Source organism: Pseudomonas sp. MWU12-2345, assembly GCF_023242385.1.
Taxonomy (GTDB): Bacteria; Pseudomonadota; Gammaproteobacteria; order Pseudomonadales; family Pseudomonadaceae; genus Aquipseudomonas; species Aquipseudomonas gingeri_D.
This window is the reverse complement of record NZ_JALLJA010000003.1, coordinates 414,000-438,086: the sequence shown is the minus strand read 5'-3', so window position 1 is coordinate 438,086 and position 24,087 is coordinate 414,000. Positions and strand designations below refer to the sequence as shown.

Below are 24,087 nucleotides of genomic sequence, written 5' to 3'. Positions count from 1 at the left end.
AAAGGATCGAACCGCTGAAGAGGCGAAAACACACTGCCTTTTCAGCTACTTCCACACTTCGATGAACTGAAGCGATCCGCCTGCCAAAACTCTCAAAACCTTTGTAACTCATTGAATCTCAAAGGCTTTTCCGTTTCGACTGCGCCGGAAGTGGGGCGAATTATAGAGCCGTGGAATTTCCCGTCAACGCTTATTTTCACTTTTCTGTCATAAGGGCCAAAAACGCCGTAAACAATAAGGTCTGCGGCGTTAGTGCTGACGTCTTCGCGGGCAAGCCCTGCTCCTACAGGTTTGCGTCGTATACAAAATTGGGGAACGACAGAGGACTGTAGGAGCAGGGCTTGCCCGAGAAGAGGCCCTTAAGCCTTGCTCCACCTATATGAACACCACAGCCAGCGAGCCAACCCAACAAAGTGAGCAATATATTGCTCAATGATGCGTTGTTCCGCATCATATACACCTGCCTCCCTTATATAGCCCCGGATGACACTCTCCCCATGACCCAGCAGTCCCGCAGCCTGGCCTCGACACTTTTCCCCGTCGGCCTGCTGCTTATCGCAATGGCCTCGATTCAATCCGGTGCCTCCCTGGCCAAAAGCATGTTCCCGATTGTCGGTGCCCAGGGCACCACAACCCTGCGCCTGGTATTTGCCAGCATCATCATGGTATTGGTCCTGCGCCCCTGGCGAGCCAAGTTCACCGCCAAATCCCTGCGCACCGTGATCATCTATGGCATTGCCCTGGGTGGCATGAACTTCCTCTTCTATATGTCCTTGAGAAGCGTGCCCCTGGGCATCGGCGTTGCCCTGGAGTTCACCGGCCCCCTGGCGGTGGCGATCTACGCCTCACGCCGGGCCATCGACTTTCTCTGGATTGCCCTGGCAGTCAGTGGCCTGCTGCTGTTGATCCCCACCGGCGCCGCCAGCGCCAGCCTTGATCTGCTCGGCGTCAGCTATGCACTGGGAGCGGGTGTCTGCTGGGCGCTGTATATCCTCTATGGCCAGAAAGCCGGCCACGACAACGGCGTTCAAACCGCCGCGCTCGGCGTGGTGATTGCCGCCCTGTTCATCGCCCCGATCGGTATCGTCCACGCCGGCGCCGCGCTGCTCACCCCAGCCCTGATCCCGGCGGCCATCGGCGTTGCCATCCTCTCCACCGCCCTGCCCTACAGCCTCGAGATGGTCGCCCTGACGCGCCTGCCCGCGCGCACCTTCGGCACCTTGATGAGCATCGAACCCTCCTTCGGCGCATTGTCCGGGATGCTGTTCCTCCACGAGTACCTGTCCGTTGCCCAGTGGCTCGCCATCGCCTGCATTATCTGCGCCTCCGTCGGCGCTACCCTGACCCTGCGCAAGGAGTCCGCACCGCCCGTCGCGGTCGATTGAAACAGAGTGTGAGCCAGCGCTGGTATTTACCGCTCAAATAGGACATGTTTACGCCTAACTCAATGCCAGCCTTGGATATTTTGGACGGGGGCATCAAGGAAGAATCAGGCGGCACGAAAAAAGCCAAACCGGACGGATTGATCCGGGGGCAGAGATAGGGAAGGTAATGAAACGCTTCTTGATAGTCCTGGCAGTACTTGCCGTCGCTGGCTGCGCTGCGACCTCGAAACCGATGAAATACGGCAAGCGTGGCGTCCATATCAACTGTTCCGGGCTGACATCCTCCTGGGAAAAGTGCTACACCAAAGCCGCCGACTCCTGCAGCGATAGCGGCTATAAAGTGCTGGCCAAATCCGGCGACGCCGTGGAAGACCCGGGTGATTACCCGTTCGGCCTCAACCCCGCCGGCTATACCAGCCGCAGCATGATCATCATCTGCAAAAAGCCCTCCGCGCTGAGCCCTAAACCGCCCCTGCCAGTTGACGATTGATTTCATCATGGCTGGATCGCAACACCTGGCGCTGAATGTCCGGAGTCACCAGCATTCGCGACACCACCAGTGCCCCCACGCACTGGGACAGAATCGACCAGGCCCGGCTTTCGCTGCCCAGTGCTTGTGCCCAGCGCTGCTGTAACCGATAGATCCAGTCTTCGGCCTGCTGGCGCACCGCCAGATCCGCCCTCGCGATTTCCGCCCCCAGCGCGGGCAAGGCACAACCATTCTCCGGCTGCTCGACATGGCTCATGCTCAGGTAGAGCTTCAGGCAACGCTTGAGCTGCGCCTGATCGGGCTCCCCCTCCCCGCCCAGCCGCACCAGGCTCTGGCTCAATTCCCGCTCGACAATTGAACTGAACAATTCGTCCTTGGACGAGAAATGGCCATAGAACGCCCCGCCACTGAGGCCGATGGCTTTCATCAGGCCGTCGACGCCGACGCCCGCAAAACCTTCCCGTTTTGCCGACAGCGCGCTGCTTTCGAGCAACCGCTCACGGGTTTGCTGCTTGTGACTGAGGGAATAACGCATGGTGCCGTTCCTGTTGACCGCCTTGACGATGGGTGAATCGTAGCATAACGTTCGTTTAGTTAACAACCGTTTACTAAAAGAGCGATCCACACATGACTACTGCAACCCAGAACAAGAAAGTCGTATTGGTCGTCGGTGCCGGCGACGCTACGGGCGGTGCCATCGCCAAACGTTTTGCCGCCGAAGGGTTTATCGCCTGCGTCACGCGGCGCAGTGCCGACAAGTTGCAACCCCTGGTAGAGATCATCCAGCAGGCTGGCGGCGAAGCCCATGGGTTTGCCTGCGATGCGCGCAAGGAAGAGGATGTTATCGCCCTGATCGAACAGATCGAGAGCCAGATCGGCCCGATCGAAGCATTCGTCTTTAATATCGGCGCCAATGTGCCCTGCAGCATCCTTGAAGAAACCGCGCGCAAGTACTTCAAGATCTGGGAAATGGCCTGCTTCTCAGGGTTCCTCAATGCCCGTGAAGTCGCCAAGCGCATGGTCACCCGCAAACGCGGCACTATCCTGTTCACTGGTGCCACCGCCGGCCTGCGTGGGGCCGCCGGTTTCGCCGCGTTTGCCGGCGCCAAGCACGGTATCCGGGCCTTGGCCCAGAGCATGGCGCGGGAGTTGGGCCCGCTGAATATTCATGTGGCCCATGTGGTGGTCGACGGAGCCATCGACACCGACTTTATCCGCAGCAACTTCCCGGAAAAGTACGCCCTCAAGGATCAGGACGGCATTCTCGACCCCGCCCATATCGCCGAGAATTATTGGTACCTGCACAGCCAGCCCCGCGATGCCTGGACCTTCGAGCTCGATCTGCGTCCCTGGAATGAACGCTGGTAAGCTCAAGCCCACGACAATAACAACAAGGATGCTTTATCCATGAAAAAAACCGTCGAGTTCTACTTTGACCTGGGTAGCCCGGCCGCCTACCTGGCGTACACCCAGTTGCCCGGACTCTGTGAACAGACCGGCAGCCAGCTGGTTTATCAGCCAATGCTCCTGGGCGGCGTGTTCAAGGCCACGGGTAATGCCTCTCCGGCCGAGATACCGGCCAAGGGGCGCTATATGATCCAGGACCTGGGGCGCTATGCTCGTCGTTACGGCGTCGCCTTCCTCTACAACCCGCACTTTCCGATCAATACCCTGATGCTGATGCGCGCGACCACTGGCGTGCAGCTGCGCGACCCGGAACGTTTTGTCGAGTTCGTCGACACCCTCTATCACGCCCTCTGGGTCGACGGACGCAACATGAACGACCCGACCACCGTCGCCCGGGTGTTGGCTGAAAAGGGTTTCGACCCGCAGCGGGTCCTCGCGCTGACCCAGGACGAAGAGGTCAAGGCCGTCCTCAAGGCCAAGACCGAGCAGGCCCTGCAGCGCGGCGTATTTGGCGCGCCGAGCCTGTTTGTCGGCGATCAGCTGTTCTTCGGCCAGGACCGCCTCGACTTCGTCCGCGAAGCCTTGCTCCAGGACTGAATAACCTAGATCTCGATCACCAACCGACCTTGCGCCGCGCCGCCGGCCAGCAAGGTATAAGCCTCCTCGGCGGTTTGCAGGGTAAACCGCCGGGGATCGAGCAAAGGCTTCAATTGACCGGCCTCGATCAAGCGTGCGGCCTGTGCCAGTATCTGCCCGTGATGCTCGCGCCCGTGGCCGGTGAGCAATGGCAGCAGGGTAAACACCCCGGAGTAAGTGGCCCCGCGAAAGGACAACGGTGCCAGGCTGTGTTGCCCCCAACCAAGGCAGCTCAGGACATGCCCGTGATAGATCCGCGCCGCCTGGAACGACCGGTCCAGGGTTTCGCCGCCCACCGTGTCATAGACAATATCGAAGCCCTCGCCGGCGGTATGCAGCGCGACATATTCCTCCACGCCCTGCTGCCGATAATCGATAAAGGTCGCGCCAAAGTTCTCGATCTGAGCCTGCTGCATGGCCGAACCGGTGGCGAAGACCCTGGCGCCGAACGCCTTGGCAATCTGCACCGCCACATGGCCGACCCCACCCGCTCCGCCATGAATCAACACTGACTGATCGGCGCCTACCCGGGCGCGATCGACCAAGCCCTCCCAGGCGGTAATCAGTACCAATGGCAATGCCGCGGCCTCGCCCATGCTCAGGTTGGCCGGCTTGCGCGCCAACAGTCGAGCATCGACCGCGGCAAACTCGGCCAGCGAACCCTGGGCACCGCCGATCCCGGTGGCCAACCCGTACACCTCATCCCCCACCGCCCAGCCGCTGACACCTTCGCCCAGGGCTTCAACCACCCCGGCCAGGTCCATGCCCAGGATTGCCGGCAACGGTTGACGGGCATGACCGGCCTGGCCGGCGCGGATCTTGGCATCCAGCGGGTTGATGCCGCTGGCCTTGATACGGACCAGCACCTGACCCGCCGCGGGTGCGGGACGGTCGATGGAAACCAGGCGCAACGGCGCATTGGCGGCGTCGACCAGCAGAGCGTTCATTTCAAGGGAGTGGGACATGTCGGCGATCTCGATCAGTGGAAGTGAGAGCGATCATGCGCCCCGTCACTCATGCCGATAAGACGCGTTATTGTTATAGTGATCATGCCCTTTTGGCATGAATGAGGCGTCCCGTGGATAAACTCAATGCAATGGCCATTTTTGTCCGGGTCGTCGAGCGCGGCAGTTTTTCCGCCGTGGCCCGGGAACTGCGGACCAGCCAGCCGACCATCAGCAAAATCCTCAAGGCACTGGAGGTCGAACTGGGCGGCAAGCTGATCGCCCGCAGCACCCGCCAGTTGTCACTGACCGATGAGGGCCAACGCTACTACGCGCAATGCCGGCAGATCCTCGCCGCCGTGGACAATGCCGAACACAGCTTTCAGTCGGGCCGGGAACAGGTCGCCGGCAGCCTGCGCATCGGCTCCTCGGTGAGTTTCGGGCGTTTGCAGATCGCCAGTCGGCTGCCGGACTTCCTCGCACGCTACCCACAACTGGAGATCGACCTGCAACTCAGCGACCAGAACCAGGACCTGGTCGAGGAAGGCCTGGATGTCAGTCTGCGCATCGGCGAACTGGGCGACAGCAACCTGATCGCCCGGCGCATCGGCGATACCCGGCGGATCACCGTCGCCAGCGCCGCGTACCTGGCGCGCCGGGGCGAACCGCAAACCCCGGAACAACTGAGCGAACACAACTGCCTGCAATTCAATCTGCTGAGCAGCCAGAACCTCTGGTACTACGAAAAGGACGGGCAGCGCTACAGCGTGCGCATCAAGGGCAATGCCCAGAGCAACAATTCGGAGGCGATTAGGGAAATGGTCCTGGGCGGGCTCGGCATTGCGCTGTCGCCGGTGTGGCTGTTTGCCGAGGATCTGCAGGCGGGGCGGGTTATGGCGATTCTGCCCGACTATCAGACCCAGTCGCTGCCGATTCATGCGGTGTTTCCGGCCAATCGCCGACAGTCCGCCAGGGTCAAGGCGTTTGTCGACTATATGAGCGAAGCCCTGCTGAGCGATTGAACACAGCGCGATCCATTGCGGGAGCCGGCAAGCCGGCTCCTACAAAACCGTGATCAGATCGCGACGGTACGGGTGTTCAACCACTCCAGTGCCGCGCCATCGAGCAACGGGCTCAAGCGCTCGCGCACTTCGGCGTGATAAGCGTTGAACCAGTCACGCTCTTCCTGCGTCAACAACGACGGTTCCAGGCAACGGGTATCGATCGGGCACAGGGTCAGGGTTTCGAACTTGAGGAATTCGCCGAACTCGCTCTTGCCCGCCTCACGGTTCAGCACCAGGTTTTCGATACGCACACCCCAACGGCCCGGACGGTAGGTCCCAGGCTCGATGGAGGTGATCATCCCCGGCTGCATGGCGGTCTGCGGGGCCGGAACCGCCTGATAGGCGATCACCTGCGGACCTTCGTGCACATTGAGGAAGTAACCGACGCCATGGCCGGTGCCATGCCCGTAATCCACGCTTTCGGCCCAGATCGGCGCCCGGGCGATAGGATCCAGCAGCGGCGAAAGAATGCCACGGGGAAACTGCGCCCGGGACAAGGCAATCACGCCCTTCAGTACCCGGGTGCAATCGCGTTTCTGCTCAGCCGTCGGCGTGCCGACCGGCACCATCCGGGTGATGTCCGTGGTGCCGCCCAGGTATTGACCGCCGGAGTCGATCAGCAGCAGGCCGTCGCCCTCGATCAGCGCATGCTCCGCTTCAGTGGCGTGGTAGTGCGGCATCGCCCCATTGGAATTGAACGCGGCAATGGTATTGAAGCTCAGCGACACATAACCCGGACGCCGCGCCCGGGCTGCGCTCAGGCGTTCATCGATGGTCAGTTCGGTGACACGTTCACGGCCCAGCGCGGTTTCCAGCCAGGCAAAAAATTCGCACAGGGCCGCGCCATCCTGCTCCATGGCCTGACGGATATGCACCGCGTCATCCAGGCTCTTGCGGGACTTGGCCAAGGTCGTCGGGTTGAGCCCCTCGACCAACTTCACATCCTCGGCAAGGTTGTCCAGCAAACCGACCGTCACGCGCGCCGGATCGACCAGCAGGCCCGCTCCCGCCGGAATGCCGGCCAGCGCCGCGCCGATTTCGCTGTAGTCGCGCAAGGTCACGCCATCGGCCTTGAGCACCTGCACCAACTCGGCACTCACCTTGCCCAGGGACACGAACAGCGTGGCCTGCTCCTGGTTCACCAGGGCAAAGGACACGAACACCGGGTTGAAGGACACATCGGCACCGCGCAGGTTGAACAACCAGGCGATATCATCCAGCGTGGCGATGAAATGCCAGTCGGCGCCACGGGTATTCAACTCCCGGCGCAACTGGGCGAGCTTCTCGCCACGGGAAACCGTCGCTTGCGGCGGCAGGTGCGGGTAGATCGGCTGGTCTGGTAGCACCTCGCGGTCTTCCCAGACCTGGTCGAGCAGATCGATGTCGGTGCGCAGCCGCGCGCCACGCGCCTGCAACTTGTCGCCCAGGGTTCGCGCCGAAGCCAAGGCCATGACGGCGCCATCCACCGCAACCACACCACCAGACGGCAACTGTTCGGCCAGCCAGTCCAAGGGACCGGGTTGCCCCGGCAACAATTTCATCAGCTCGATACCGCTACCGGCCAACTCCTTGGTCGCCTGCTCCCAGTACCGGCTGTCAGCCCAGACGCCGGCAAACTCCGGCGTCACGATCAAGGTGCCGACCGAGCCATGGAAACCAGACAGCCACTGCCGGCCCTGCCAATAGGCCGGCAGGTATTCCGACAAGTGCGGATCGGCCGACGGCACCAGCAAGGCCTGCACGCCTTCACGGCGCATCAGTTCGCGGGTGCGTGCCAGACGCTGGGGAACGGTTCCTTGACTCGGGGTCTGCGTGCTCATTGTGTCTCCTGCCAACCACTTGTTATTCAATTATTATCCGACACTCTCAGGGCTGGGCATTCGCCCAGAACGGTGCCGGCGCACTCAAGCTTGCCTTGATCGCCGCAGCGGCGCGGTCGATATCCTGCTCAGAGGTAAAACGTCCCAGGCTCAGGCGAATGGTCCGGCCGGCCAGGCGTGCATCGTGCCCCAGTGCCAGCAGCACATGGGACGGCGCCTGGCTCGCGGAGTTACAGGCCGACGTCGCCGAGTAGGCCAGGACCCGACCCAACGCCGCGCCGTCGAACTCGCCTTCGGCAAAGGTCAGACTCAGGGTATGGGGGATGCGTTCAGTCGGGCTGCCGTTCAGGCGCAGGCCCGGGACATCCGCCAGTTGCTCGAGCAAGCGCTGGCGCAGATGAGCGATGCTGGCGATTTCTTCTTCCAGGTGCTCGGTGGCCAGGGCAAAGGCACTGCCCATGCCGGCGATCTGATGGGTGGCCAGGGTGCCGGAGCGCAGGCCGCCTTCATGGCCGCCACCGTGGATCTGCGCGTGCAGCTTCTGCTGCGCGCGTGGGCCGACATACAAGGCACCGATGCCCTTGGGACCGTAGACCTTGTGGGCGGAAAACGACATCAGGTCCACCGGCAAGGCGGCCAGGTCGATTGCCACCTTGCCCGCGCCCTGGGCCGCGTCCACATGAAACAGCGCGCCCTGTTCACGGACCCGCTGGCCGATGGCCGCGATGTCATTGAGGGTACCCAGCTCATTGTTGACCAGCATCAGCGAGACCAGAAAGGTGTCCTCGCGCAGGACCTCACTGACCATCGCCGCGGTGATCAAGCCTTCGGCATTCGGCACCAGGTAGGTGACGGCGACACCGGCTTCCTGCAGTTGCCGGGCGGGATCGAGCACCGCCTTGTGTTCGATCTGGCTGGTGACCACATGCCCGCCGGTGACACCCCGGGCCTGGGCAACGCCCTTGAGGGCCAGGTTGTTCGATTCGGTGGCCCCGGAGGTCCAGACGATCTGCTCGGGGCTCGCCCCCACCAGGCTCGCCACCTGTTGCCGGGCCTGCTCGACCGTCTGCCGGGCGCGCTGGCCGAAGGCATGGGAGCTGGACGCCGGGTTGCCGAAATTGCCGGAAAAGCCGAGACACTCGACCATCACCCGGATCACCCGCTCATCCACCGGCGTGGTAGCGGCATAGTCGAAATACAGAGGAAGTTCATTCATGGCAAAAAGACTCATAAAGCGTGTCCCGCGGATCGATCTCTTGCTGATCACCCACCCTGGTGGTTGGGCGGACAGCTATACCCGATGGAAAACGATTAAAGAAAGATAACTTTCATTTAAAAGTGCGTAGGAACGCTCCTGAAATCCAGCTTACAGGCCCAAGGAAGGTGTTGCGAGTGTCAATCCTGCTGGAACAAGCGGCCCGCTTCAACGGGGGGGGCACAGGAAACACACAAGGACGAGTCAACGCAGCAGTTGCCGCGCACTCTCATGCAACATCGGATACAACGAAATCACCAACAGCAGCGCCATACCGATATTGAACAGCCGCAGCCAGCGCGGGTCACGCAGCACATTGCGCAACAGGCTGCCACAGGCCGCCCAGAGACTGACGCTGGGCGCGTTGATCAGGGCGAACACCGCCGCGATCACCCATACATTGCTGGAATAGCCCTGCAATGGCGTGTAGGTGCTGATCGCGCCGACCGCCATCACCCAGGCCTTGGGATTGACCCACTGAAATGCCGCTGCGTTCCAGAACCCGAATGGGCGGCCCGCCCCCTGCTCCGACTCGCTGACCGGGCCGGAGCCGGCGATCTTCCAGGCGAGGTACAGCAGATAGGCGCCACCGATATAACGCAATACCGAGTAGAGCACGGGATAAGCCTCGAATACCGCGCCAAGACCAAGACCCACCGCCAGTACCAGGACAAAAAAGCCGCAGGAAATACCCAAGATATGGGGAATGGAACGGTTGAAACCAAAGTTGACGCCGGACGCCAGCAACATCGCGTTGTTAGGGCCGGGGGTTACTGAAGTCACCAGGGCGAAAAGAGCAAAGCCCAGCAGCAGGTCCAGCGAAAGGGTCATAAATAGCGTCCAGCCACAAGCTCAGTCAGGGACTCAGCCTATCCCAGCGACTTGGCGGAACTCACGCACAGTTGGCAAAAACTTGGACCGATACAGTTTTACCTTTCAGCTCTGTGGACTGTGTCTGTTACTGCCGCGATCGGCGCTGATCTCGCCCTGGCCATCAAAACCCTGCACCTTCCGCGGCTGCCCCATCAGTTGCGCCTTCTCCCGCTGGTACTCATCGAAGGACAGCCCGCGACGGTTCAGGGCTTCCAGCGCCAACTCCCGACTCTCTTCAGCGCTATAGGGCCGTAGTTCAGGAGACGAATGACTGGCACAGCCGGCCAGCAACGAAATACCGAGCAACAGCAAGAGCATGGATGAATGTTTCATGGCGCAACTCCCAAGAACCTGGCGTGAGGCAATAGACACAGGCTACCGGGCGCGCCGACAGGGCAAAAATCACCCGTCTCGATAGTCGCTATCGATCGCCTAGGTCGTTCCGGGATCGGGCACCACATATTCCTTAATGAACTATAAATATGGAAATACGTTCGTTTACGGAATATTAAAAAACCCTTACAACGGTTCTCACACCTTATCCACTGTTGCCCGGGCAACTGTTCGCCCACCAACAGTCGATCAACAAAACAGTCCGCCAGCCAGCACCCGGCACCTCGCTTACCCCGCCAGGTGCCTGCAAACAGGGGATCTGGGCGCTTGGTACAGCTCTTGCTGATGCCCTGTCACTGACCCTGCTCGCTGAGCAACTGTTTGAAAAGGAACTGATCATGTCTCGCGCACTGAAAGTCGTTGCCCTGTCCGGCGGTACCTACCGCCCTTCCCGCACCCTGGTGCTGACCCAGGCCATACTGGCCGAACTGACGCAGCAACTGCCCATCGAAAGCCACCTGATCGAGCTGGGCGATATCGCCCGCCCCCTAGGCTCGGCGCTGTCCCGCAGCGAACTGAGCGCCGAGGTTGAAGCCGAACTGCAGGCCATTGAGAACGCCGACCTGCTGATCGTCGCCGCGCCGGTCTATCGCGGTTCCTATCCGGGCCTGCTCAAGCACCTGTTCGACCTGATCGACCTCAACGCCCTGATCGACACCCCGGTGCTGCTGGCCGCCACCGGCGGCAGCGAACGCCATGCCCTGGTCCTCGATCACCAGTTGCGCCCGCTGTTCAGTTTCTTCCAGGCCCTGACCCTGCCCATCGGTGTCTACGCCACCGAGGCCGACTTCGCCAACTACCAGATCACCAGTGAGCCCTTGAGGGCGCGCATCCGCCTGGCTGCCGACCGCGCCACCGCCCTGTTCGGCGTACACGCCAAACCCCTGCTGAAAATCGCCTGAGGCACTGTCATGGATGTTTTCTGGTTTCTCCCGACCCACGGCGATGGCCATTACCTGGGCACCACCCAGGGCGCGCGCCCGGTCACCCTCAACTACCTGAAACAAGTGGCCCAGGCCGCCGACAACCTCGGCTACCACGGCGTGCTGATTCCCACCGGACGTTCCTGCGAGGACTCCTGGGTCATCGCCTCGGCCCTGGTACCGCTGACCGAGCGCCTGCGTTACCTGGTGGCGATCCGTCCCGGGATCATCTCGCCGACGGTTTCGGCGCGCATGGCCGCGACCCTCGACCGCTTGTCCAACGGCCGTTTGCTGATCAACGTGGTGACCGGCGGCGATCCCGACGAGAACCGTGGCGACGGCAGCTTTCTCGACCATGGCGAACGCTACGAAGTGACCGACGAATTCCTCCAGATCTGGCGCCGGGTATTGCAAGGCGAGGCGGTGGACTTCGAAGGCAAGCACCTGCGGGTGCAGAACGCCAAGGCGCTCTACCCGCCGGTACAGAAACCTTATCCGCCGCTGTATTTCGGCGGCTCGTCCGACGCCGCCCACGACCTGGCCGCCGATCAGGTCGATGTCTACCTGACCTGGGGTGAACCGCCGGCCGCCGTGGCGGCGAAGCTGGCCGATGTGCGTGAGCGCGCCGCTCGCAAGGGTCGCACCGTGCGCTTCGGCATTCGCCTGCATGTCATCGTCCGGGAAACTGCGGAAGATGCCTGGAAAGCCGCGGACAAACTGATCGAACATATCAGTGACGAAACCATCGCCGCCGCGCAGAAATCCTTCTCGCGTTTCGACTCCGAAGGCCAGCGGCGTATGGCCGCGTTGCATGACGGACGGCGTGACAACCTGGAGATCGCGCCGAACCTGTGGGCCGGTGTCGGCCTGGTCCGTGGCGGTGCCGGGACGGCCCTGGTCGGCAATCCACAGCAGGTGGCCGAGCGCATCAAGGAATACGCCGACCTGGGGATCGAGAGCTTCATCTTCTCCGGCTACCCGCACCTGGAAGAAGCCTATCGCTTCGCCGAGCTGGTGTTCCCGTTGCTGCCCGAGCCCTACGCCAGCCTGGCCGGACGCGGCATCACCAACCTGACCGGGCCGTTTGGCGAAATGATCGCCAACGATGTGTTGCCAACCCAAGCCACAGGATCCTGAACCGTGACTGCCCAGCCACGCAACGCCCTGTTGACCCCTCTGCAAACCGCCCGGCAACTGGCCGCCGATTTTGCCCTGACCGCCGTCGAGCGCGACGAACGCGGCGGCACGCCAAAAGCCGAACGTGACGCCTTGCGCCACAGCGGCCTGCTGGCCCTGAGCATCCCCACCCAGTACGGCGGCCTCGGCGGCCGTTGGAGCGAGACACTGGACGTGGTCCGCGAATTCGCCAAGGTCGACAGCTCGATTGCCCATGTCTTCGGCTTCCATCACCTGATGCTGGCCACCGTGCGCCTGTTCTCCCGTCCCGAACAATGGCAACCCTGGTTCGAACAGACCGCACGCAAGAACTGGTTCTGGGGCAATGCCCTCAATCCCCTGGACACCCGCACGGTGGTGCGCAACCTCGGCGGCTGGCGCGAATTCTCCGGCAAGAAAAGCTTCTGCTCCGGCGCCAGCGACTCGCAGATGCTGATCGCCTCGGCAGTGGACGAAAGCGCCGGCGGCAAGTTGCTGATCGCCGCCATTCCCAGCGGGCGCAGTGGCATCACCCTGCATGACGACTGGCACAACATGGGCCAGCGCCAGACCGACAGCGGCAGCGCCAGCTTCGAGCGGGTGCGGGTCGAGGAATCCGAACTGCTGCTCGACCCCGGCCCCTTGAGCACACCTTTCGCCTGCCTGCGGCCCCTGATCGCGCAACTGACCCTGACCCATATGTTCCTCGGCATTGCCGAAGGGGCTTTCGAAGAGGCTCGGCAATACACCCTCGAAGAAACCCGGCCCTGGTTCAAATCCACAGCCCGGGATATTCGCCAGGACCCTTACGTGCTCAACCACTACGGCGACTTCTGGGTCGCCCTCGAAGGTGTCCGCCTGCTGGTGGAGCGCGCCGCCGGGTTGCTGGACCAGGCCTGGGCCAAGGGCCAGAACCTCAGCGGCGAGGAGCGCGGCAACCTGGCCATCGCCATCGCCACGGCCAAGGTCGCCGCCAACCGCGAAGGCCTGGCCCTGTGCAGCAAGTTGTTCGAAGTCACCGGTGCCCGCTCGACCCATGCCTCCCTGCGCCTGGACCGCCATTGGCGCAACCTGCGGACCCAGAGCCTGCACGACCCGCTGGACTACAAACTCCAGGAACTCGGCGACTGGGCTTTGAACCAGACGCTGCCGATCCCCACTTTTTATTCCTAGAGAAGCCTATGCAGCTGCTAACGTTACCGCCCTCGCCGGCCCTGGCCACCTCCATCCGCGCCACCGCCCAGGTCTTCGAAGACCCCAAGTCCCAGGCCCTGCTCGCCCACCTGCAACAAGTGGCGCCGAGCGAAGCCAGCGTGCTGATCATCGGTGAAACCGGCACCGGCAAGGAGCTGGTGGCCCGGCATATCCATAACCTCAGCGCCCGGCGTAACCGCCCGTTTGTCGCGGTCAACTGCGGGGCCTTCTCCGAATCCCTGGTGGAAGCCGAGCTGTTCGGCCATGAAAAAGGCGCATTTACCGGCGCCCTCAGCGCCAAGGCCGGCTGGTTCGAAGAGGCCGACGGCGGCACCCTGTTCCTCGACGAGATCGGCGACCTGCCGATGCCGATCCAGGTCAAGCTGCTGCGGGTCCTGCAGGAACGCGAAGTGGTGCGCCTGGGCTCGCGTAAAAGCATCCCGATCAATGTGCGGGTGCTGGCGGCCACCAATGTGCAGCTGGAAAAAGCCATCAACGCCGGGCACTTTCGCGAAGACCTGTATTACCGCCTCAACGTCGTCAGCCTGGAGCTCAGCCCCCTGCGCGAACGCCCCGGCGATATCCTGCCGCTGACCCGGCACTTTATCGAGAGCTACAGCCAGCGCCTGGGTTATGGCGATATCCGCATCAGCCCCGGTGCCGAACAGAAGCTCAGGAGCTACGGCTGGCCGGGCAATATCCGTGAGCTGGAAAACGTCATTCATCACACCTTGCTGATCTGCCATGACGGCGTGATCGAGCGCGACGACCTGCGTCTGTCGAACCTGCGCATCGAGCGCCAGGACGACAGCGGCAGCGCTCTCGATGACTCGGTCGAGGCCTTGCTCAACCGGGCTTTTCAGAAACTCTTCGAGGAGCAGGCCGGCGCGTTGCATGAAAAGGTCGAGGATGCGTTGCTACGCGCCGCCTACCGTTTCAGCCACTACAACCAGGTGCACACCGCCGCCCTGCTGGGCCTGAGCCGCAATGTGACACGCACGCGGCTGATCAAGATCGGCGAGTTGGCGGTGAACAAGCGCCGGGCAGGCGAAAACGTCCAGGGTGACCGGATGTTGCAACTGTCCATCTAGCCCACCAGGGCACACTGCAAGGCGTCGTCCTGGCTGCGCTCGATGCTGCGCAGCACCTGGAACGAATCGAAGCTCACCGCCTTGGCATGGTGGGCGCGGATCAGTGCCCAGAAATCCTCTTCGCCGCTTTCGAAACGGGCAAATGCCGCTTCGCCATCTTCCCTGGAACGCCATTGCAGTGTGTTGAGCACACGCCGACCGTCGTCGCTGGCCTGCACCGTGCCACTGATAAAGCCACCCTCGACCCGGGCCAGTCGCTCGGTCTGCCTGGACAAGGCAGAGACCAGCGCCTCCAGTTGGACAGGCTCGATCTCGAACTGGATCAATTGAGTAAAACTGCGATTTTGTTCTGTCGACGGCATGAAAAGGTTCCCCGTGAAGTCAGACAGGATCTTGTGATCCGAGGCCACGCAGGGTAAAACCTCCAGTTAACTCAAGGTCAAGAGATTTCTCGCCATGGCAACACCAAAACCCCTGCCCACGGACAAGGCCCTGACGGTCGGCCAACTGGCGGCCCGCAGCGGCGTGGCGGTGACCGCCCTGCACTTCTATGAATCCAAAGGCCTGATCCAGAGCTATCGCAATGCCGGTAACCAGCGTCGTTATCCGCGCGAGGTGTTGCGCCGGGTCTCCCTGATCAAGGTCGCCCAGCGCCTGGGCATTCCGTTGGCGGAGATTCACCAGGCCTTGCAGAGCCTGCCCGAAGGCCGCACGCCGACGGCCGAAGACTGGAAGCGCCTGTCGGAAAACTGGAGGAGCAGGCTGGACGAACGCATCGCCCAGTTGACCCGGTTACGGGACAAGCTCAACGGATGTATCGGCTGTGGTTGCCTGTCGATGGAGAACTGCCCGCTGCGCAACTATGGCGATATGTTGGGTGCCCATGGGACAGGCGCGCGGCTGCTGGAGCCGCGGTGAGCCTGTCCATGGTTCAGAACCCCGGGGCGATCTGACCCTTGTAGCGGGTCAGGATAAACTGCCGCACGGCATCGGAATTCAGCGCCTTGGCCAGTTTCTGGATACGCGGGTCATTGATATTGTCCGGCCGCGCCACCAGGAACTCGACATACAGGTCCTTGCCCTTCTCGACGATCAACGCGCTATGGGTGTCGATCCCGGCTTCCAGCGCGTAGTTGGCAAATACGAACGCCAGATCCACCTGGCTCACCGACCGGGCCAGCATCGCCCCTTCCAGTTCGCGGATCTTCAGGTGCTTGGGGTTCTCGACGATATCGTGCTGGGTCGCCAGGGTATTGCTCGGGTCCTTGAGCTTGATCAAACCCGCTTCGTGCAGCAGCACCAAGGCCCGCCCGGTGTTCACCGGATCATTGGGAATCGACACCGAGGCACCGTCCTTCAGCTCGGAAATATGCTTGATCTTGGTCGAGTAAGCCCCGAACGGCTCGATATGCACGCCGACCACCGGCACCAGGTTGGTGTGGCGGGTCTTGTTGTAGTCATCAAGGAACGGCCGATACTGGTAGTAGTTGGCATCCAGGTTCTTCAACGCCAACTGCTGGTTGGGCTGGATAAAGTCATTGAACACCTTGATCTCCAGATCGACGCCTTCCTTGGCCAATTCCGGTTTGACGAACTCGAGGATCTCCGCGTGGGGCACCGGGGTGGCGCCGACAATCAGTTTTTCATTGGCGTGAACCGCCAGGGACATCAGGGCAGCCAGGATGGCCAGGGTCTTTTTCATGCTGTGCTCCAGAGAGGCAAAAGGGGCCGGCGTGTGGCGGACGTTGGGCCAGGGTTGTTCAGGGTTATGGGTAATGAATTCAACGATGGCTGTAGCGGGCCACCAGACGATCACCGGTCATTTGCAGGCCCTGGACCAGGACCAGCAGCAGGATCACGGTGACTACCATCACATCGGTCTGGAAACGCTGGTAGCCGTAGCGGATCGCCAGGTCCCCCAGTCCGCCGCCGCCGATCACTCCGGCCATGGCGGTGTAGTCCACCAGCACGATGGCGGTCACCGTCACCGCCGCCAGCAAACCCGCGCGGGCTTCGGGTAACAGGGTGTGGCGGATCACCTGCCAGGTGCTGGCGCCCATGGCCTGGGTCGCCTCGACCACGCCACGGTCGACTTCGCGCAAGGCGGTTTCCACCAGCCGGGCGAAGAACGGCGTGCAACCCACCACCAGCGGCGGGATGGTCCCCGGCACCCCGAGGGACGTGCCCACCAGCAAGGTGGTCAGGGGAATCAGCACGATCAGCAGGATGATGAACGGCAGCGAACGCAGGATATTCACCAGCACCGACAAGGTGCGGTACACCAGCAGGGTTTCATGCAACTGGCGCTTGCCGGTGAGAAACAGCAGCACCCCCAGGGGCAGGCCCAGCAGTACGGTGAAACCCAGGGCCGCCGCGAGCATGCTCAGGGTGTCGAGGCAGGCCTGGGCGATGTCCGCCCAGTAGATATTTTTCAACCATTCAGCCATGGACTCAGGACCAGTCGTGACGCGGTGGCTTGATGCCGTTGAGCAACCAGTTGCCGACCACGTGGTACTTCCAGCGCACCGGGTCGTGCAGGGTGTGAACCCGGGCATTGCGCCAGTGGCGATCGAAGTTGTGCTTTTTCAAGGTCGAACGGGTGCCGCCCAGTTCGAAGAGCTTGTTGCTGGCCTCGATGGCAATCTCGGTGGTCAGCACCTTGGCCTTGGCCACCGCCAGCGAGGCCCGGGCGACATTGCCTTCATCGGGGGCCGGACGCGCGGCATCCAGGGCCTTGCCGGCTCGTTCGAGCAAGGCTTCGGCGGCTTCGAGGCGGATCTCCAGGCCGCCGATCTGAATGATGGTCAGGGGGTCTTCGCTGGCCTTGTCCACCCCGGAGTCGATCCACGGACGGGCGTATTCGCGTACAAAAGCCACGGTATCGCGTAGAGCCGCGCGGGCAATGCCGGCATCGATGGCGGCGGTGGTCAGTTGGGCGAAAGGCCCGGCCAGGGTCGGGCTTTCGTAGGAGCGATACGTGGGGAACAGGTTGAAGGCCGGCACCTTCAGATCCTCGGCCAGCACCGTGCCGCTGGAAGTGGTGCGCTGGCCGATGCTGTCCCAGTCATCGACGATCACCAGGCCCGGCGTACCGCGCTGAACAAACGCCAGTTGGCCTTTCTGCTCTTCGTCCAGGGCCAGTACCGCCAGCCAGTGGGCGTACAACGAGCCGGTGCAGTAGCCCTTGCGAGCGTTGATCACATGCCCGTCGCCGTGACGACGAATCGTCGCCTGGATGTCCTGGACATTCTTGCCGCCGGTTTCCGACAGGGCATTGGCAAATCGATGGCCCTGCAGGGCCAGGGCGAAGAAATGCGCTTGCTGCTCGGGGGTGCCTTGCAGGCGGATGTCTTCCAGCAGGCAGTAGTGGTTCTGCGGGATCTGCCCCAGGGACGGATCGGCCGCCGAGATGATCGCAATCACTTCGGCCAATACCGCATAGGAAACCTGAGCGCCGCCGAATTCGCGCGGCACGCTGATGCCCCAGAGACCACTGTTGGAATAGCGATCCACCACTTCGGCGGGCACCTGGCGGGTGCGATCACGCTCTGCGTCGTGCTCCAGCAGATAAGCGGCAACGCCGTGGGCAACCGCGAGCGCTTCGGCCTCGTCACGGATCAGGTGGGCATTGGGGGAATGGATCGGGTAAACGGCGGATTCAGGCAAGGACGACATGGAACGCTCTCGGGCGAATAATGTTGCCTGGGTTATTGCAGCTTCTGTGCCTGAATTATTATTTGTTGATTTTCATAGGGTTATGGCGTTTACCCAGCAATAGCGCGGCGCACGCAGAAGAACACAATGCCGCTTCACTGTTGCTGGGTGAACACCTGGACGAGACCTCAGGCCAGCGCTTCCTCCGCCCTTGCGACCTTCTTCGCTTCCAGCTCCCGCACCAGCGGCAACACCCGTTTGCCGAAGTACTCCACCTCTTCCTGGAAGTGCAGGAATCCCGCCAGCACCAGGTCCACGCCCACGGCTTTCAAGGCAACGATCCGTTCGGCGATCTGCTGCGGCGTGCCGATCAGGTTGGTCTTGAAGCCGTCGTTGTATTGCACCAGGTCCTCGAAGCTGGACTTGGCCCAGTTACCTTCGCCTTCCGGCGACGACTTGCCCGCCTGTTTCGCCGCATCGCCAAAGGCGCCGACGGCCTCGGGGTCGGCCTTGTCGATGATTTCCGCCAGCACCGCACGGGCCTCTTCCTCGGTGTCGCGGGCGATGACAAAGGCGTTCACCCCGACTTTTACCGAGTGGCCGTTGGCGGCCGCCTTGGCGCGAATATCATCGACCTGGGCCTTGATCCCTTCGGGCGTGTTGCCGTTGGTGAAATACCAATCCGAGACCCGCGCCGCCATATCCCGCGCCGCCCGGGAACTGCCGCCCTGAAAAATCTCCGGGTGTGGTTGGCTGAGGGGCTTGGGTTTGAGGCTGTAGTCGTTGAAACGGTAGAAATCGCCCTTGAAGGTGAACTGCTCTTCGGTCCAGATGCCTTTCAGCGCACGGATGAACTCTTCGGAGCGGCGATAGCGCTCGTCGTGTTCCAGCCAGTGTTCGCCGATGGCGTGGAACTCACCGCGAAACCAGCCGCTGACGATATTGACGGCGATCCGGCCGCCGGTGAGTTGATCGATGGTCGCCAGCTGCTTGGCCGCCAGCGCCGGCTGCCAGGGGCCGGGCAGGATCGCGGCAATCACCTTCAGCCTGGTGGTCGCGGCCAGCAGGGCATGGCTGAAGGCGACCGACTCATGCTGGTATTCGGCGCCGTAGCCAGCGGTGAAACGGATCTGGGTCAGGCCGTATTCGAACCCGGCCTCTTCCGCCAACTGCGCCAGCTTGCGGTTGTAGTCGATATCCCAACGGGTGCGCTGTTCGATCTTGCTGACCACCAGCCCACCGCTGACATTGGGCACCCAGTAGGCGAATTTTACGGCTTGCTGACTCATGGTATCTGACCTCGGACCGGGGAATGTCAGAGGGTCAGAGCAGCAAGCGTGCCAGTGACCGGGAACCCTCCTGGCAGAAAGAGGCCTCAGTGGAGGAAGTGTTTATGCGGGAGCGACGTTTATGTGGAAGCGGAGCTTGCCCGCGAAGGCGTACTCAAGGCCGCCAAGAGCTTCGCGGGCAAGCTCCTCTCCCACAAAAGCGCGCTACCCACACGGGATCGATACACCCCGGGCGCTGTGGCCTGGCGGACGATTTGTTGAAGCGCTGTGCATCAGGCAACAGTTGTCCCTCACCCGCCCACGGCAACCGCCCGCGCCACCGGGCCTGGCGCTCTCGGCATGGACCCTGCAACCGCTCCTGGCAATCGCATTTTTCTCTGCCTGCCCTCAAGGAGCTGTCCCATGACCGAACACCAGGTGATCAACCCGCTGTCCCTTGGCGTCGACTACGAATCCCTGGCCGAACGCTTTCGGCCGATCTTCGCCCGTATCGCCGCCGGGGCGCTGGAACGGGAGCAATCGAGCAACCTGCCCCACGAGCCGATCCAGTGGCTCAAGCAGGCCGGTTTCGGCGCCGTGCGGGTGCCGCTGGAATATGGCGGTGGCGGTGCTTCCCTGCCCCAGCTGTTCCAATTGCTGATCGAACTGGCCGAAGCCGACTCCAACGTGCCCCAGGCCTTGCGCGGACATTTCGCCTTTGCCGAGGACCGCTTGAATGCCGCGCCCGGGCCGAATCGCGACCTGTGGTTCAAGCGCTTCGTCGACGGCGATATCGTCGGCTGCGCCTGGACCGAAATCGGCAACGTGGTGATTGGCGATGTCGGCACCCAAGTCACCCCGGATGGCGAACACTGGCGCCTCAATGGCGAGAAGTTCTACAGCACCGGGAGCATTTTTGCCGACTGGATCGACGTCTACGCCCGCCGCAGCGACACCGGTGGCAATGTCATCGCCGCCGTGCGCGCACGCCAGCCGGGGGTCGAACACAGCGACGACTGGGATGGTTTCGGCCAGCGCACCACCGGCAGCGGGACCTCGCGTTTTATCGATGCCCCGGTGGAAGCCGGGCATGTAATCGACTTCGCCACCCGCTTCAAATACCAGACCGCGTTCTATCAGTTGGTGTTGCTGGCGACCCTCGCCGGGATCGGCCGGGCGGCGTTGAAGGATGTGGCGCATCAGGTCCGCGAGCGCAAACGAATCTACAGCCACGGCAATGCCCCCCATGTCAGTGGCGACGCCCAGGTGCAGCAGGTGGTGGGCGAAGTCGCCGCCCTGGTGTATGCCGCCGAAGCCAGTGCGGTACGGGCCGCGCATCCGGCGCAACGGGCTTATATTGCCCGGTTCGGTGCTGACACCGAGGCTGAACGGCAAGCCAATGTGGACGCGGAAATCGAGTCCGCCACCGCCCAGGTGGTGGTGTCCGAGTTGATCCAGCGGGCCGCCAGTGAATTGTTCAATGCCCTGGGGGCTTCGGATGTCCGCCAGGGCAAGGCGCTGGACCGACACTGGCGCAATGCGCGGACGGTGTCGTCGCATAATCCGGCGATCTACAAGGCAAGGATTGTCGGGGATTGGCGGATCAACGGGACTGAGCCGCCCTATGATTGGCAGATCGGTAACGGCCCGCAATCAAAGTCATAGTCAACATTTGTGGTGCCTGGTCCACCGCCGCGAAGGCGTCAGAACAAGCACCCCATGGGATAAGGTCGCGGCAACATTCGGTAATGGGTAAGATGACGGCCTTTCGGCGCGGCCCTGCCGCGCCACCTGCCGATAGTAAGCCGACCCCATGCCTTTCGATCTCAGCGTAGACCTGACCACCCTCGCCATTCTCACCGTCGTTGCCTTTATCGCCGGATTCATCGACGCCATCGCCGGCGGCGGCGGGCTGCTCACCACCCCGGCCCTGCTCACCGCGGGGCTACCGCCGCACCTGGTGCTGGGCACCAACAAACTCAGTTCGACCTTCGGCTCCGCCACCGCCGGTTTCACCTTCTATCGGCGCAAGCTGTTTCAGCCGGGGCAATGGAAACTGGCGATTCTCGGCACCTTCGTCGGCGCGCTGATCGGTGCCGTGACCGCGCACTTCATGCCCGCCGAATGGCTGAACAAGATGCTCCCGGTGATCGTCTTCGCCTGCGGCCTGTACCTGTTGTTCGGCGGCACGCCCAAGGCGCCGCTGGACAGCAACGCGCCGATCAAGAAGAAACGGCAATTGCCCCAGGGCCTCGCCCTGGGCTTCTATGACGGCGTAGCCGGTCCCGGCACCGGTGCCTTCTGGACCGTCAGCAGCCTGCTGCTCTACCCCATCGACCTGGTCAAGGCCAGCGGCGTGGCCCGCAGCCTGAACTTCGTCAGCAATGCCGCCGCACTCTCGGTGTTCGTGTTTTCCGGCCAGGTGGACTGGGTGATCGGCCTGTGCATGGGCATATCGGTGATGGTCGGTGCCTTCTTCGGTGCCCGCACCGCCATCAGCGGCGGCGCGAAGTTTATCCGCCCGGTGTTTATCACCGTGGTCCTCGGCCTGACCGTACGCCTGGCCTGGCAACACTGGTTCAGCGTGGCCTGAATCCAGAGAACACCCCATAACCTGTAGGAGCCGGCTTGCTGGCGATAGCGACTTTCCAGGCGACGATGATGTCGGCTATCAGATCCCATCGCCAGCAAGCCGGCTCCTACAAGGACGGTGCATGGCCATGAATTGAGCGGTGTAAGGCTAGACCGGCAGCAATGGTTCCGCATACCCCAGGCGCCTGGCCAGGTACAGGTCGATCAGGTAACGGGCGATTGAACGCGAAGCCGGCAACGGCGGCATATCGTGGATGCTGAACCATTGCGCATCCTCGATCTCATCCGCCTGGGGAACAATCTCGCCACCGGCATACTCGGCGTGAAACCCCAGCATCATCGAGTGCGGGAACGGCCAGCACTGGCTGCCCATGTACTGGATATTCTTCACCTCGACCTGCACTTCCTCGCGCACTTCCCGAATCAGGCATTCCTCCGCCGACTCACCCGGCTCGGCGAAACCGGCCAGGGTGCTGTAGACCCCGGGCACAAAACGCGGCGAACGGGCCAGCAGCACTTCGTCGCCCCGGGTCACCAGCACGATCATGCTCGGCGAAATCCGCGGGTAACTGCGCAAGTCACAGGACTGGCAGAACATCGCCCGCTCCAGAGGCACCTGGGTCATGGCCTGGCCGCAACTGCCGCAGAAGCGGTGCTCGCGGGCCCAGGTAGCGATCTGCGCGGCATAACCGAGCATGCGATAGAGCGTGTGATCGCCCTCGAGCATGAATGTCCGCAGGCCCTGCCAGCGACCGCCCGGTAGTTCGAAGCCGGACTTCAGTTCCAGCAGATAGACCGGCTCGCCGTCCAGATGCCCGATGCCATGCTCGGCCAACAGCGACAGGTCCTGGCGCTTGAGCCACTCACGGGGAAACAGCACCCCATTGTCATCCAGCAGAAAACCGGCGGGGCTATGCACCACGGCCCAGCCGCCGGTCTGCTCGATATCCAGTACTGCGGTTGTCCAGCGTTGAGTCATCGGGAGAGTCCTAGGCGTCAATCAGGGAATTCGGCTTTCTGCTTGCTCATGTGCGCGGCGATGGCGACGCGCAAGTCAGTGGATTGCAACATGGCGGCGTTCCAGGTGGCAACGTATTCCAGACCGTCATCGATCCGATGGTCGCGCATATAGCTGATCATTGCCTTGGTTCCGGTGACGGCAATCGGCGATTTAGCGGCAATTTCCCGGGCAATGCCCAGCACACCGTCGAGCAAGGCCGCCTGATCGGGGTAGACGCGATTGACCAGGCCGATGCGGATCGCTTCGTCGGCACCGAAGTGGCGACCGGTATACGCCAGCTCGCGGAGCATGCCGTCGCCTATGATACGGGGCAAACGTTGCAGAGTACCGACATCGGCGGCCATGCCGATATCCACTTCCTTGATGGAAAACTGCACGTCCTCGGCACAGTAGCGCATGTCACAGGCGGCGATCAGGTCGACGGCACCGCCCAGGCAGTAACCCTGGATCGCCGCCAGGACCGGCTTGCGGCAGTTGTCGACAGCATTGAAGGATGCTTGCAACTCCTGGATCTTGCGCCGCAGCAGGCGGGCGTTGCGGCCGACATCCTTGCCCAGTTCGTTGGCCACCGAGGCCAGCATCATCAGGTCGATCCCGGAGGAGAAGTGTTTGCCGTTGCCGCTGATGACCACCACGCGCACGGCGTCGGTGTCTTCGATCCACTGGAAGATCTCGATGATTTCGCTCCAGAAGGCGGCGTTCATCGAGTTGATCTTTTCCGGGCGATTGATCCGGACATGGGCGATGTTGTCTACCAGTTCGACGTGGAAGGCTTGGTATTCGGACATGACGGGCATCCTTGGCAGGGCGAAAAGAGATTCGTCACTATAGCAAGGGCCCGCGTCGGGCTATAGGAAGCGGATGTGCCAAAAGCCGGACGATGCATTGTCAGTCCAGGGTGAATGGCCGCCTACGGCGGTTC

Annotated in this window: 25 protein-coding genes; 12 read left to right on the top strand and 13 right to left on the bottom strand. The window is 62.3% G+C overall.

The genetic code is table 11. The annotated features are described in order from the left end of the window. Nucleotides 1–497: 497 nt before the first annotated feature. Nucleotides 498–1,385 (top strand): threonine/homoserine exporter RhtA, encoded by an 888-nt coding sequence (rhtA, locus tag M5C71_RS10155; protein ID WP_103494776.1) that lies wholly within the window; start codon nucleotides 498–500, stop codon nucleotides 1,383–1,385. Nucleotides 1,386–1,551: 166 nt separating this feature from the next. Further along, entirely contained in the window at nucleotides 1,552–1,875 is a 324-nt protein-coding gene (locus tag M5C71_RS10150) for a hypothetical protein (protein ID WP_103494777.1), read from the top strand. On the opposite strand, the gene M5C71_RS10145 is transcribed toward M5C71_RS10150, so the two are convergent. Continuing rightward, nucleotides 1,847–2,410, bottom strand: coding sequence for a TetR/AcrR family transcriptional regulator (locus M5C71_RS10145; RefSeq protein ID WP_103494778.1), 564 nt, complete (start codon nucleotides 2,408–2,410; stop codon nucleotides 1,847–1,849). The two genes, M5C71_RS10150 and M5C71_RS10145, sit on opposite strands and share 29 nt — an antisense overlap. Nucleotides 2,411–2,502: 92 nt before the next feature. Between M5C71_RS10145 and M5C71_RS10140 the strand changes: the two genes are divergently transcribed. Further along, nucleotides 2,503–3,243: an SDR family oxidoreductase gene (locus M5C71_RS10140; protein WP_103494779.1), complete on the top strand. Its 741-nt coding sequence runs from the start codon at nucleotides 2,503–2,505 to the stop codon at nucleotides 3,241–3,243. 39 nt (nucleotides 3,244–3,282) lie between these two features. Continuing rightward, complete coding sequence (locus M5C71_RS10135; RefSeq protein WP_248767751.1) at nucleotides 3,283–3,879, top strand: 2-hydroxychromene-2-carboxylate isomerase; 597 nt, start codon at nucleotides 3,283–3,285, stop codon at nucleotides 3,877–3,879. Between the two features lie 5 nt (nucleotides 3,880–3,884). Here M5C71_RS10135 and M5C71_RS10130 read toward each other — a convergent pair whose 3' ends face one another. Further along, on the bottom strand, nucleotides 3,885–4,883 hold the full coding sequence (locus tag M5C71_RS10130; RefSeq protein ID WP_248767750.1) for a zinc-dependent alcohol dehydrogenase family protein: 999 nt from the start codon (nucleotides 4,881–4,883) through the stop codon (nucleotides 3,885–3,887). Nucleotides 4,884–4,984: 101 nt separating this feature from the next. Here M5C71_RS10130 and M5C71_RS10125 point away from each other — a divergent pair, with 101 nt between their 5' ends. After that, nucleotides 4,985–5,884, top strand: coding sequence for a LysR family transcriptional regulator (locus M5C71_RS10125; RefSeq protein WP_152736902.1), 900 nt, complete (start codon nucleotides 4,985–4,987; stop codon nucleotides 5,882–5,884). Between the two features lie 53 nt (nucleotides 5,885–5,937). On the opposite strand, the gene M5C71_RS10120 is transcribed toward M5C71_RS10125, so the two are convergent. From M5C71_RS10120 to M5C71_RS10105, 4 genes are all read right to left on the bottom strand, one after another. Further along, nucleotides 5,938–7,746 (bottom strand): aminopeptidase P family protein, encoded by a 1,809-nt coding sequence (locus M5C71_RS10120; protein ID WP_152736903.1) that lies wholly within the window; start codon nucleotides 7,744–7,746, stop codon nucleotides 5,938–5,940. Between the two features lie 46 nt (nucleotides 7,747–7,792). Continuing rightward, complete coding sequence (locus tag M5C71_RS10115; RefSeq protein ID WP_248767749.1) at nucleotides 7,793–8,962, bottom strand: aminotransferase class V-fold PLP-dependent enzyme; 1,170 nt, start codon at nucleotides 8,960–8,962, stop codon at nucleotides 7,793–7,795. Nucleotides 8,963–9,205: 243 nt separating this feature from the next. Continuing rightward, nucleotides 9,206–9,832, bottom strand: coding sequence for a LysE family translocator (locus tag M5C71_RS10110; protein WP_103494785.1), 627 nt, complete (start codon nucleotides 9,830–9,832; stop codon nucleotides 9,206–9,208). A gap of 105 nt (nucleotides 9,833–9,937) precedes the next feature. After that, complete coding sequence (locus M5C71_RS10105; protein WP_248767748.1) at nucleotides 9,938–10,207, bottom strand: hypothetical protein; 270 nt, start codon at nucleotides 10,205–10,207, stop codon at nucleotides 9,938–9,940. 398 nt (nucleotides 10,208–10,605) lie between these two features. Between M5C71_RS10105 and msuE the strand changes: the two genes are divergently transcribed. From msuE to M5C71_RS10085, 4 genes are read left to right on the top strand one after another with little or no spacing between them, the layout of a single operon-like run. Further along, entirely contained in the window at nucleotides 10,606–11,169 is a 564-nt protein-coding gene (msuE, locus tag M5C71_RS10100; protein WP_103494787.1) for an FMN reductase, read from the top strand. Nucleotides 11,170–11,178: 9 nt separating this feature from the next. Continuing rightward, entirely contained in the window at nucleotides 11,179–12,327 is a 1,149-nt protein-coding gene (gene ssuD / locus M5C71_RS10095) for an FMNH2-dependent alkanesulfonate monooxygenase (protein ID WP_152736906.1), read from the top strand. Between the two features lie 3 nt (nucleotides 12,328–12,330). Next, nucleotides 12,331–13,518 (top strand): acyl-CoA dehydrogenase family protein, encoded by a 1,188-nt coding sequence (locus tag M5C71_RS10090; RefSeq protein WP_103494789.1) that lies wholly within the window; start codon nucleotides 12,331–12,333, stop codon nucleotides 13,516–13,518. A gap of 8 nt (nucleotides 13,519–13,526) precedes the next feature. Next, nucleotides 13,527–14,630, top strand: coding sequence for a sigma-54 dependent transcriptional regulator (locus M5C71_RS10085; RefSeq protein WP_248745528.1), 1,104 nt, complete (start codon nucleotides 13,527–13,529; stop codon nucleotides 14,628–14,630). Here the strand turns inward: M5C71_RS10085 and M5C71_RS10080 are convergent. Beyond that, entirely contained in the window at nucleotides 14,627–14,992 is a 366-nt protein-coding gene (locus M5C71_RS10080; RefSeq protein ID WP_103494824.1) for an antibiotic biosynthesis monooxygenase, read from the bottom strand. The genes M5C71_RS10085 and M5C71_RS10080 overlap by 4 nt on opposite strands. A gap of 94 nt (nucleotides 14,993–15,086) precedes the next feature. Between M5C71_RS10080 and soxR the strand changes: the two genes are divergently transcribed. Beyond that, on the top strand, nucleotides 15,087–15,548 hold the full coding sequence (gene soxR / locus M5C71_RS10075; RefSeq protein ID WP_248767747.1) for a redox-sensitive transcriptional activator SoxR: 462 nt from the start codon (nucleotides 15,087–15,089) through the stop codon (nucleotides 15,546–15,548). 13 nt (nucleotides 15,549–15,561) lie between these two features. Here soxR and M5C71_RS10070 read toward each other — a convergent pair whose 3' ends face one another. The 4 genes from M5C71_RS10070 to sfnG all read right to left on the bottom strand — a co-directional run bounded on the left by M5C71_RS10070 (nucleotide 15,562) and on the right by sfnG (nucleotide 19,573). Next, the gene (locus tag M5C71_RS10070) at nucleotides 15,562–16,332 is read right to left on the bottom strand and encodes a MetQ/NlpA family ABC transporter substrate-binding protein (protein WP_152736907.1); all 771 of its coding nucleotides are present in this window, start codon (nucleotides 16,330–16,332) and stop codon (nucleotides 15,562–15,564) included. Nucleotides 16,333–16,411: 79 nt separating this feature from the next. Further along, nucleotides 16,412–17,077: a methionine ABC transporter permease gene (locus tag M5C71_RS10065; protein WP_248745529.1), complete on the bottom strand. Its 666-nt coding sequence runs from the start codon at nucleotides 17,075–17,077 to the stop codon at nucleotides 16,412–16,414. 4 nt (nucleotides 17,078–17,081) lie between these two features. Continuing rightward, the gene (locus M5C71_RS10060; protein WP_248745530.1) at nucleotides 17,082–18,305 is read right to left on the bottom strand and encodes an SfnB family sulfur acquisition oxidoreductase; all 1,224 of its coding nucleotides are present in this window, start codon (nucleotides 18,303–18,305) and stop codon (nucleotides 17,082–17,084) included. 167 nt (nucleotides 18,306–18,472) lie between these two features. Next, entirely contained in the window at nucleotides 18,473–19,573 is a 1,101-nt protein-coding gene (gene sfnG / locus M5C71_RS10055; RefSeq protein WP_103494795.1) for a dimethylsulfone monooxygenase SfnG, read from the bottom strand. Nucleotides 19,574–19,975: 402 nt separating this feature from the next. Here sfnG and M5C71_RS10050 point away from each other — a divergent pair, with 402 nt between their 5' ends. After that, nucleotides 19,976–21,217: an acyl-CoA dehydrogenase family protein gene (locus tag M5C71_RS10050; protein ID WP_248767746.1), complete on the top strand. Its 1,242-nt coding sequence runs from the start codon at nucleotides 19,976–19,978 to the stop codon at nucleotides 21,215–21,217. Between the two features lie 148 nt (nucleotides 21,218–21,365). Further along, a complete protein-coding gene (locus M5C71_RS10045) occupies nucleotides 21,366–22,145 on the top strand; it encodes a TSUP family transporter (protein ID WP_103494797.1) in 780 nt (259 codons plus the stop codon). A 147-nt stretch (nucleotides 22,146–22,292) separates the two neighbouring features. Here the strand turns inward: M5C71_RS10045 and nudC are convergent, their stop codons facing one another. Both nudC and M5C71_RS10035 read right to left on the bottom strand, forming a co-directional pair. Continuing rightward, nucleotides 22,293–23,123, bottom strand: coding sequence for an NAD(+) diphosphatase (gene nudC / locus M5C71_RS10040; protein WP_103494798.1), 831 nt, complete (start codon nucleotides 23,121–23,123; stop codon nucleotides 22,293–22,295). A gap of 17 nt (nucleotides 23,124–23,140) precedes the next feature. Continuing rightward, the gene (locus M5C71_RS10035; protein ID WP_103494799.1) at nucleotides 23,141–23,953 is read right to left on the bottom strand and encodes a crotonase/enoyl-CoA hydratase family protein; all 813 of its coding nucleotides are present in this window, start codon (nucleotides 23,951–23,953) and stop codon (nucleotides 23,141–23,143) included. Nucleotides 23,954–24,087 lie beyond the last annotated feature (134 nt).

What these genes read in the sequence shown, in the direction of transcription:
- M5C71_RS10130 (WP_248767750.1), bottom strand. Translation starts at nt 4,883, where the DNA reads ATGTCCCACTCCCTTGAAATGAACGCTCTGCTGGTCGACGCCGCCAAT.
- M5C71_RS10115 (WP_248767749.1), bottom strand. Translation starts at nt 8,962, where the DNA reads ATGAATGAACTTCCTCTGTATTTCGACTATGCCGCTACCACGCCGGTG.
- M5C71_RS10140 (WP_103494779.1), top strand. Translation starts at nt 2,503, where the DNA reads ATGACTACTGCAACCCAGAACAAGAAAGTCGTATTGGTCGTCGGTGCC.
- M5C71_RS10145 (WP_103494778.1), bottom strand. Translation starts at nt 2,410, where the DNA reads ATGCGTTATTCCCTCAGTCACAAGCAGCAAACCCGTGAGCGGTTGCTC.
- ssuD (WP_152736906.1), top strand. Translation starts at nt 11,179, where the DNA reads ATGGATGTTTTCTGGTTTCTCCCGACCCACGGCGATGGCCATTACCTG.
- nudC (WP_103494798.1), bottom strand. Translation starts at nt 23,123, where the DNA reads ATGACTCAACGCTGGACAACCGCAGTACTGGATATCGAGCAGACCGGC.
- M5C71_RS10125 (WP_152736902.1), top strand. Translation starts at nt 4,985, where the DNA reads ATGAGGCGTCCCGTGGATAAACTCAATGCAATGGCCATTTTTGTCCGG.
- M5C71_RS10065 (WP_248745529.1), bottom strand. Translation starts at nt 17,077, where the DNA reads ATGGCTGAATGGTTGAAAAATATCTACTGGGCGGACATCGCCCAGGCC.
- soxR (WP_248767747.1), top strand. Translation starts at nt 15,087, where the DNA reads ATGGCAACACCAAAACCCCTGCCCACGGACAAGGCCCTGACGGTCGGC.
- M5C71_RS10110 (WP_103494785.1), bottom strand. Translation starts at nt 9,832, where the DNA reads ATGACCCTTTCGCTGGACCTGCTGCTGGGCTTTGCTCTTTTCGCCCTG.
- M5C71_RS10050 (WP_248767746.1), top strand. Translation starts at nt 19,976, where the DNA reads ATGACCGAACACCAGGTGATCAACCCGCTGTCCCTTGGCGTCGACTAC.
- M5C71_RS10105 (WP_248767748.1), bottom strand. Translation starts at nt 10,207, where the DNA reads ATGAAACATTCATCCATGCTCTTGCTGTTGCTCGGTATTTCGTTGCTG.
- sfnG (WP_103494795.1), bottom strand. Translation starts at nt 19,573, where the DNA reads ATGAGTCAGCAAGCCGTAAAATTCGCCTACTGGGTGCCCAATGTCAGC.
- M5C71_RS10085 (WP_248745528.1), top strand. Translation starts at nt 13,527, where the DNA reads ATGCAGCTGCTAACGTTACCGCCCTCGCCGGCCCTGGCCACCTCCATC.
- M5C71_RS10135 (WP_248767751.1), top strand. Translation starts at nt 3,283, where the DNA reads ATGAAAAAAACCGTCGAGTTCTACTTTGACCTGGGTAGCCCGGCCGCC.
- M5C71_RS10045 (WP_103494797.1), top strand. Translation starts at nt 21,366, where the DNA reads ATGCCTTTCGATCTCAGCGTAGACCTGACCACCCTCGCCATTCTCACC.
- M5C71_RS10035 (WP_103494799.1), bottom strand. Translation starts at nt 23,953, where the DNA reads ATGTCCGAATACCAAGCCTTCCACGTCGAACTGGTAGACAACATCGCC.
- M5C71_RS10080 (WP_103494824.1), bottom strand. Translation starts at nt 14,992, where the DNA reads ATGCCGTCGACAGAACAAAATCGCAGTTTTACTCAATTGATCCAGTTC.
- rhtA (WP_103494776.1), top strand. Translation starts at nt 498, where the DNA reads ATGACCCAGCAGTCCCGCAGCCTGGCCTCGACACTTTTCCCCGTCGGC.
- M5C71_RS10150 (WP_103494777.1), top strand. Translation starts at nt 1,552, where the DNA reads ATGAAACGCTTCTTGATAGTCCTGGCAGTACTTGCCGTCGCTGGCTGC.
- M5C71_RS10120 (WP_152736903.1), bottom strand. Translation starts at nt 7,746, where the DNA reads ATGAGCACGCAGACCCCGAGTCAAGGAACCGTTCCCCAGCGTCTGGCA.
- M5C71_RS10070 (WP_152736907.1), bottom strand. Translation starts at nt 16,332, where the DNA reads ATGAAAAAGACCCTGGCCATCCTGGCTGCCCTGATGTCCCTGGCGGTT.
- M5C71_RS10060 (WP_248745530.1), bottom strand. Translation starts at nt 18,305, where the DNA reads ATGTCGTCCTTGCCTGAATCCGCCGTTTACCCGATCCATTCCCCCAAT.
- msuE (WP_103494787.1), top strand. Translation starts at nt 10,606, where the DNA reads ATGTCTCGCGCACTGAAAGTCGTTGCCCTGTCCGGCGGTACCTACCGC.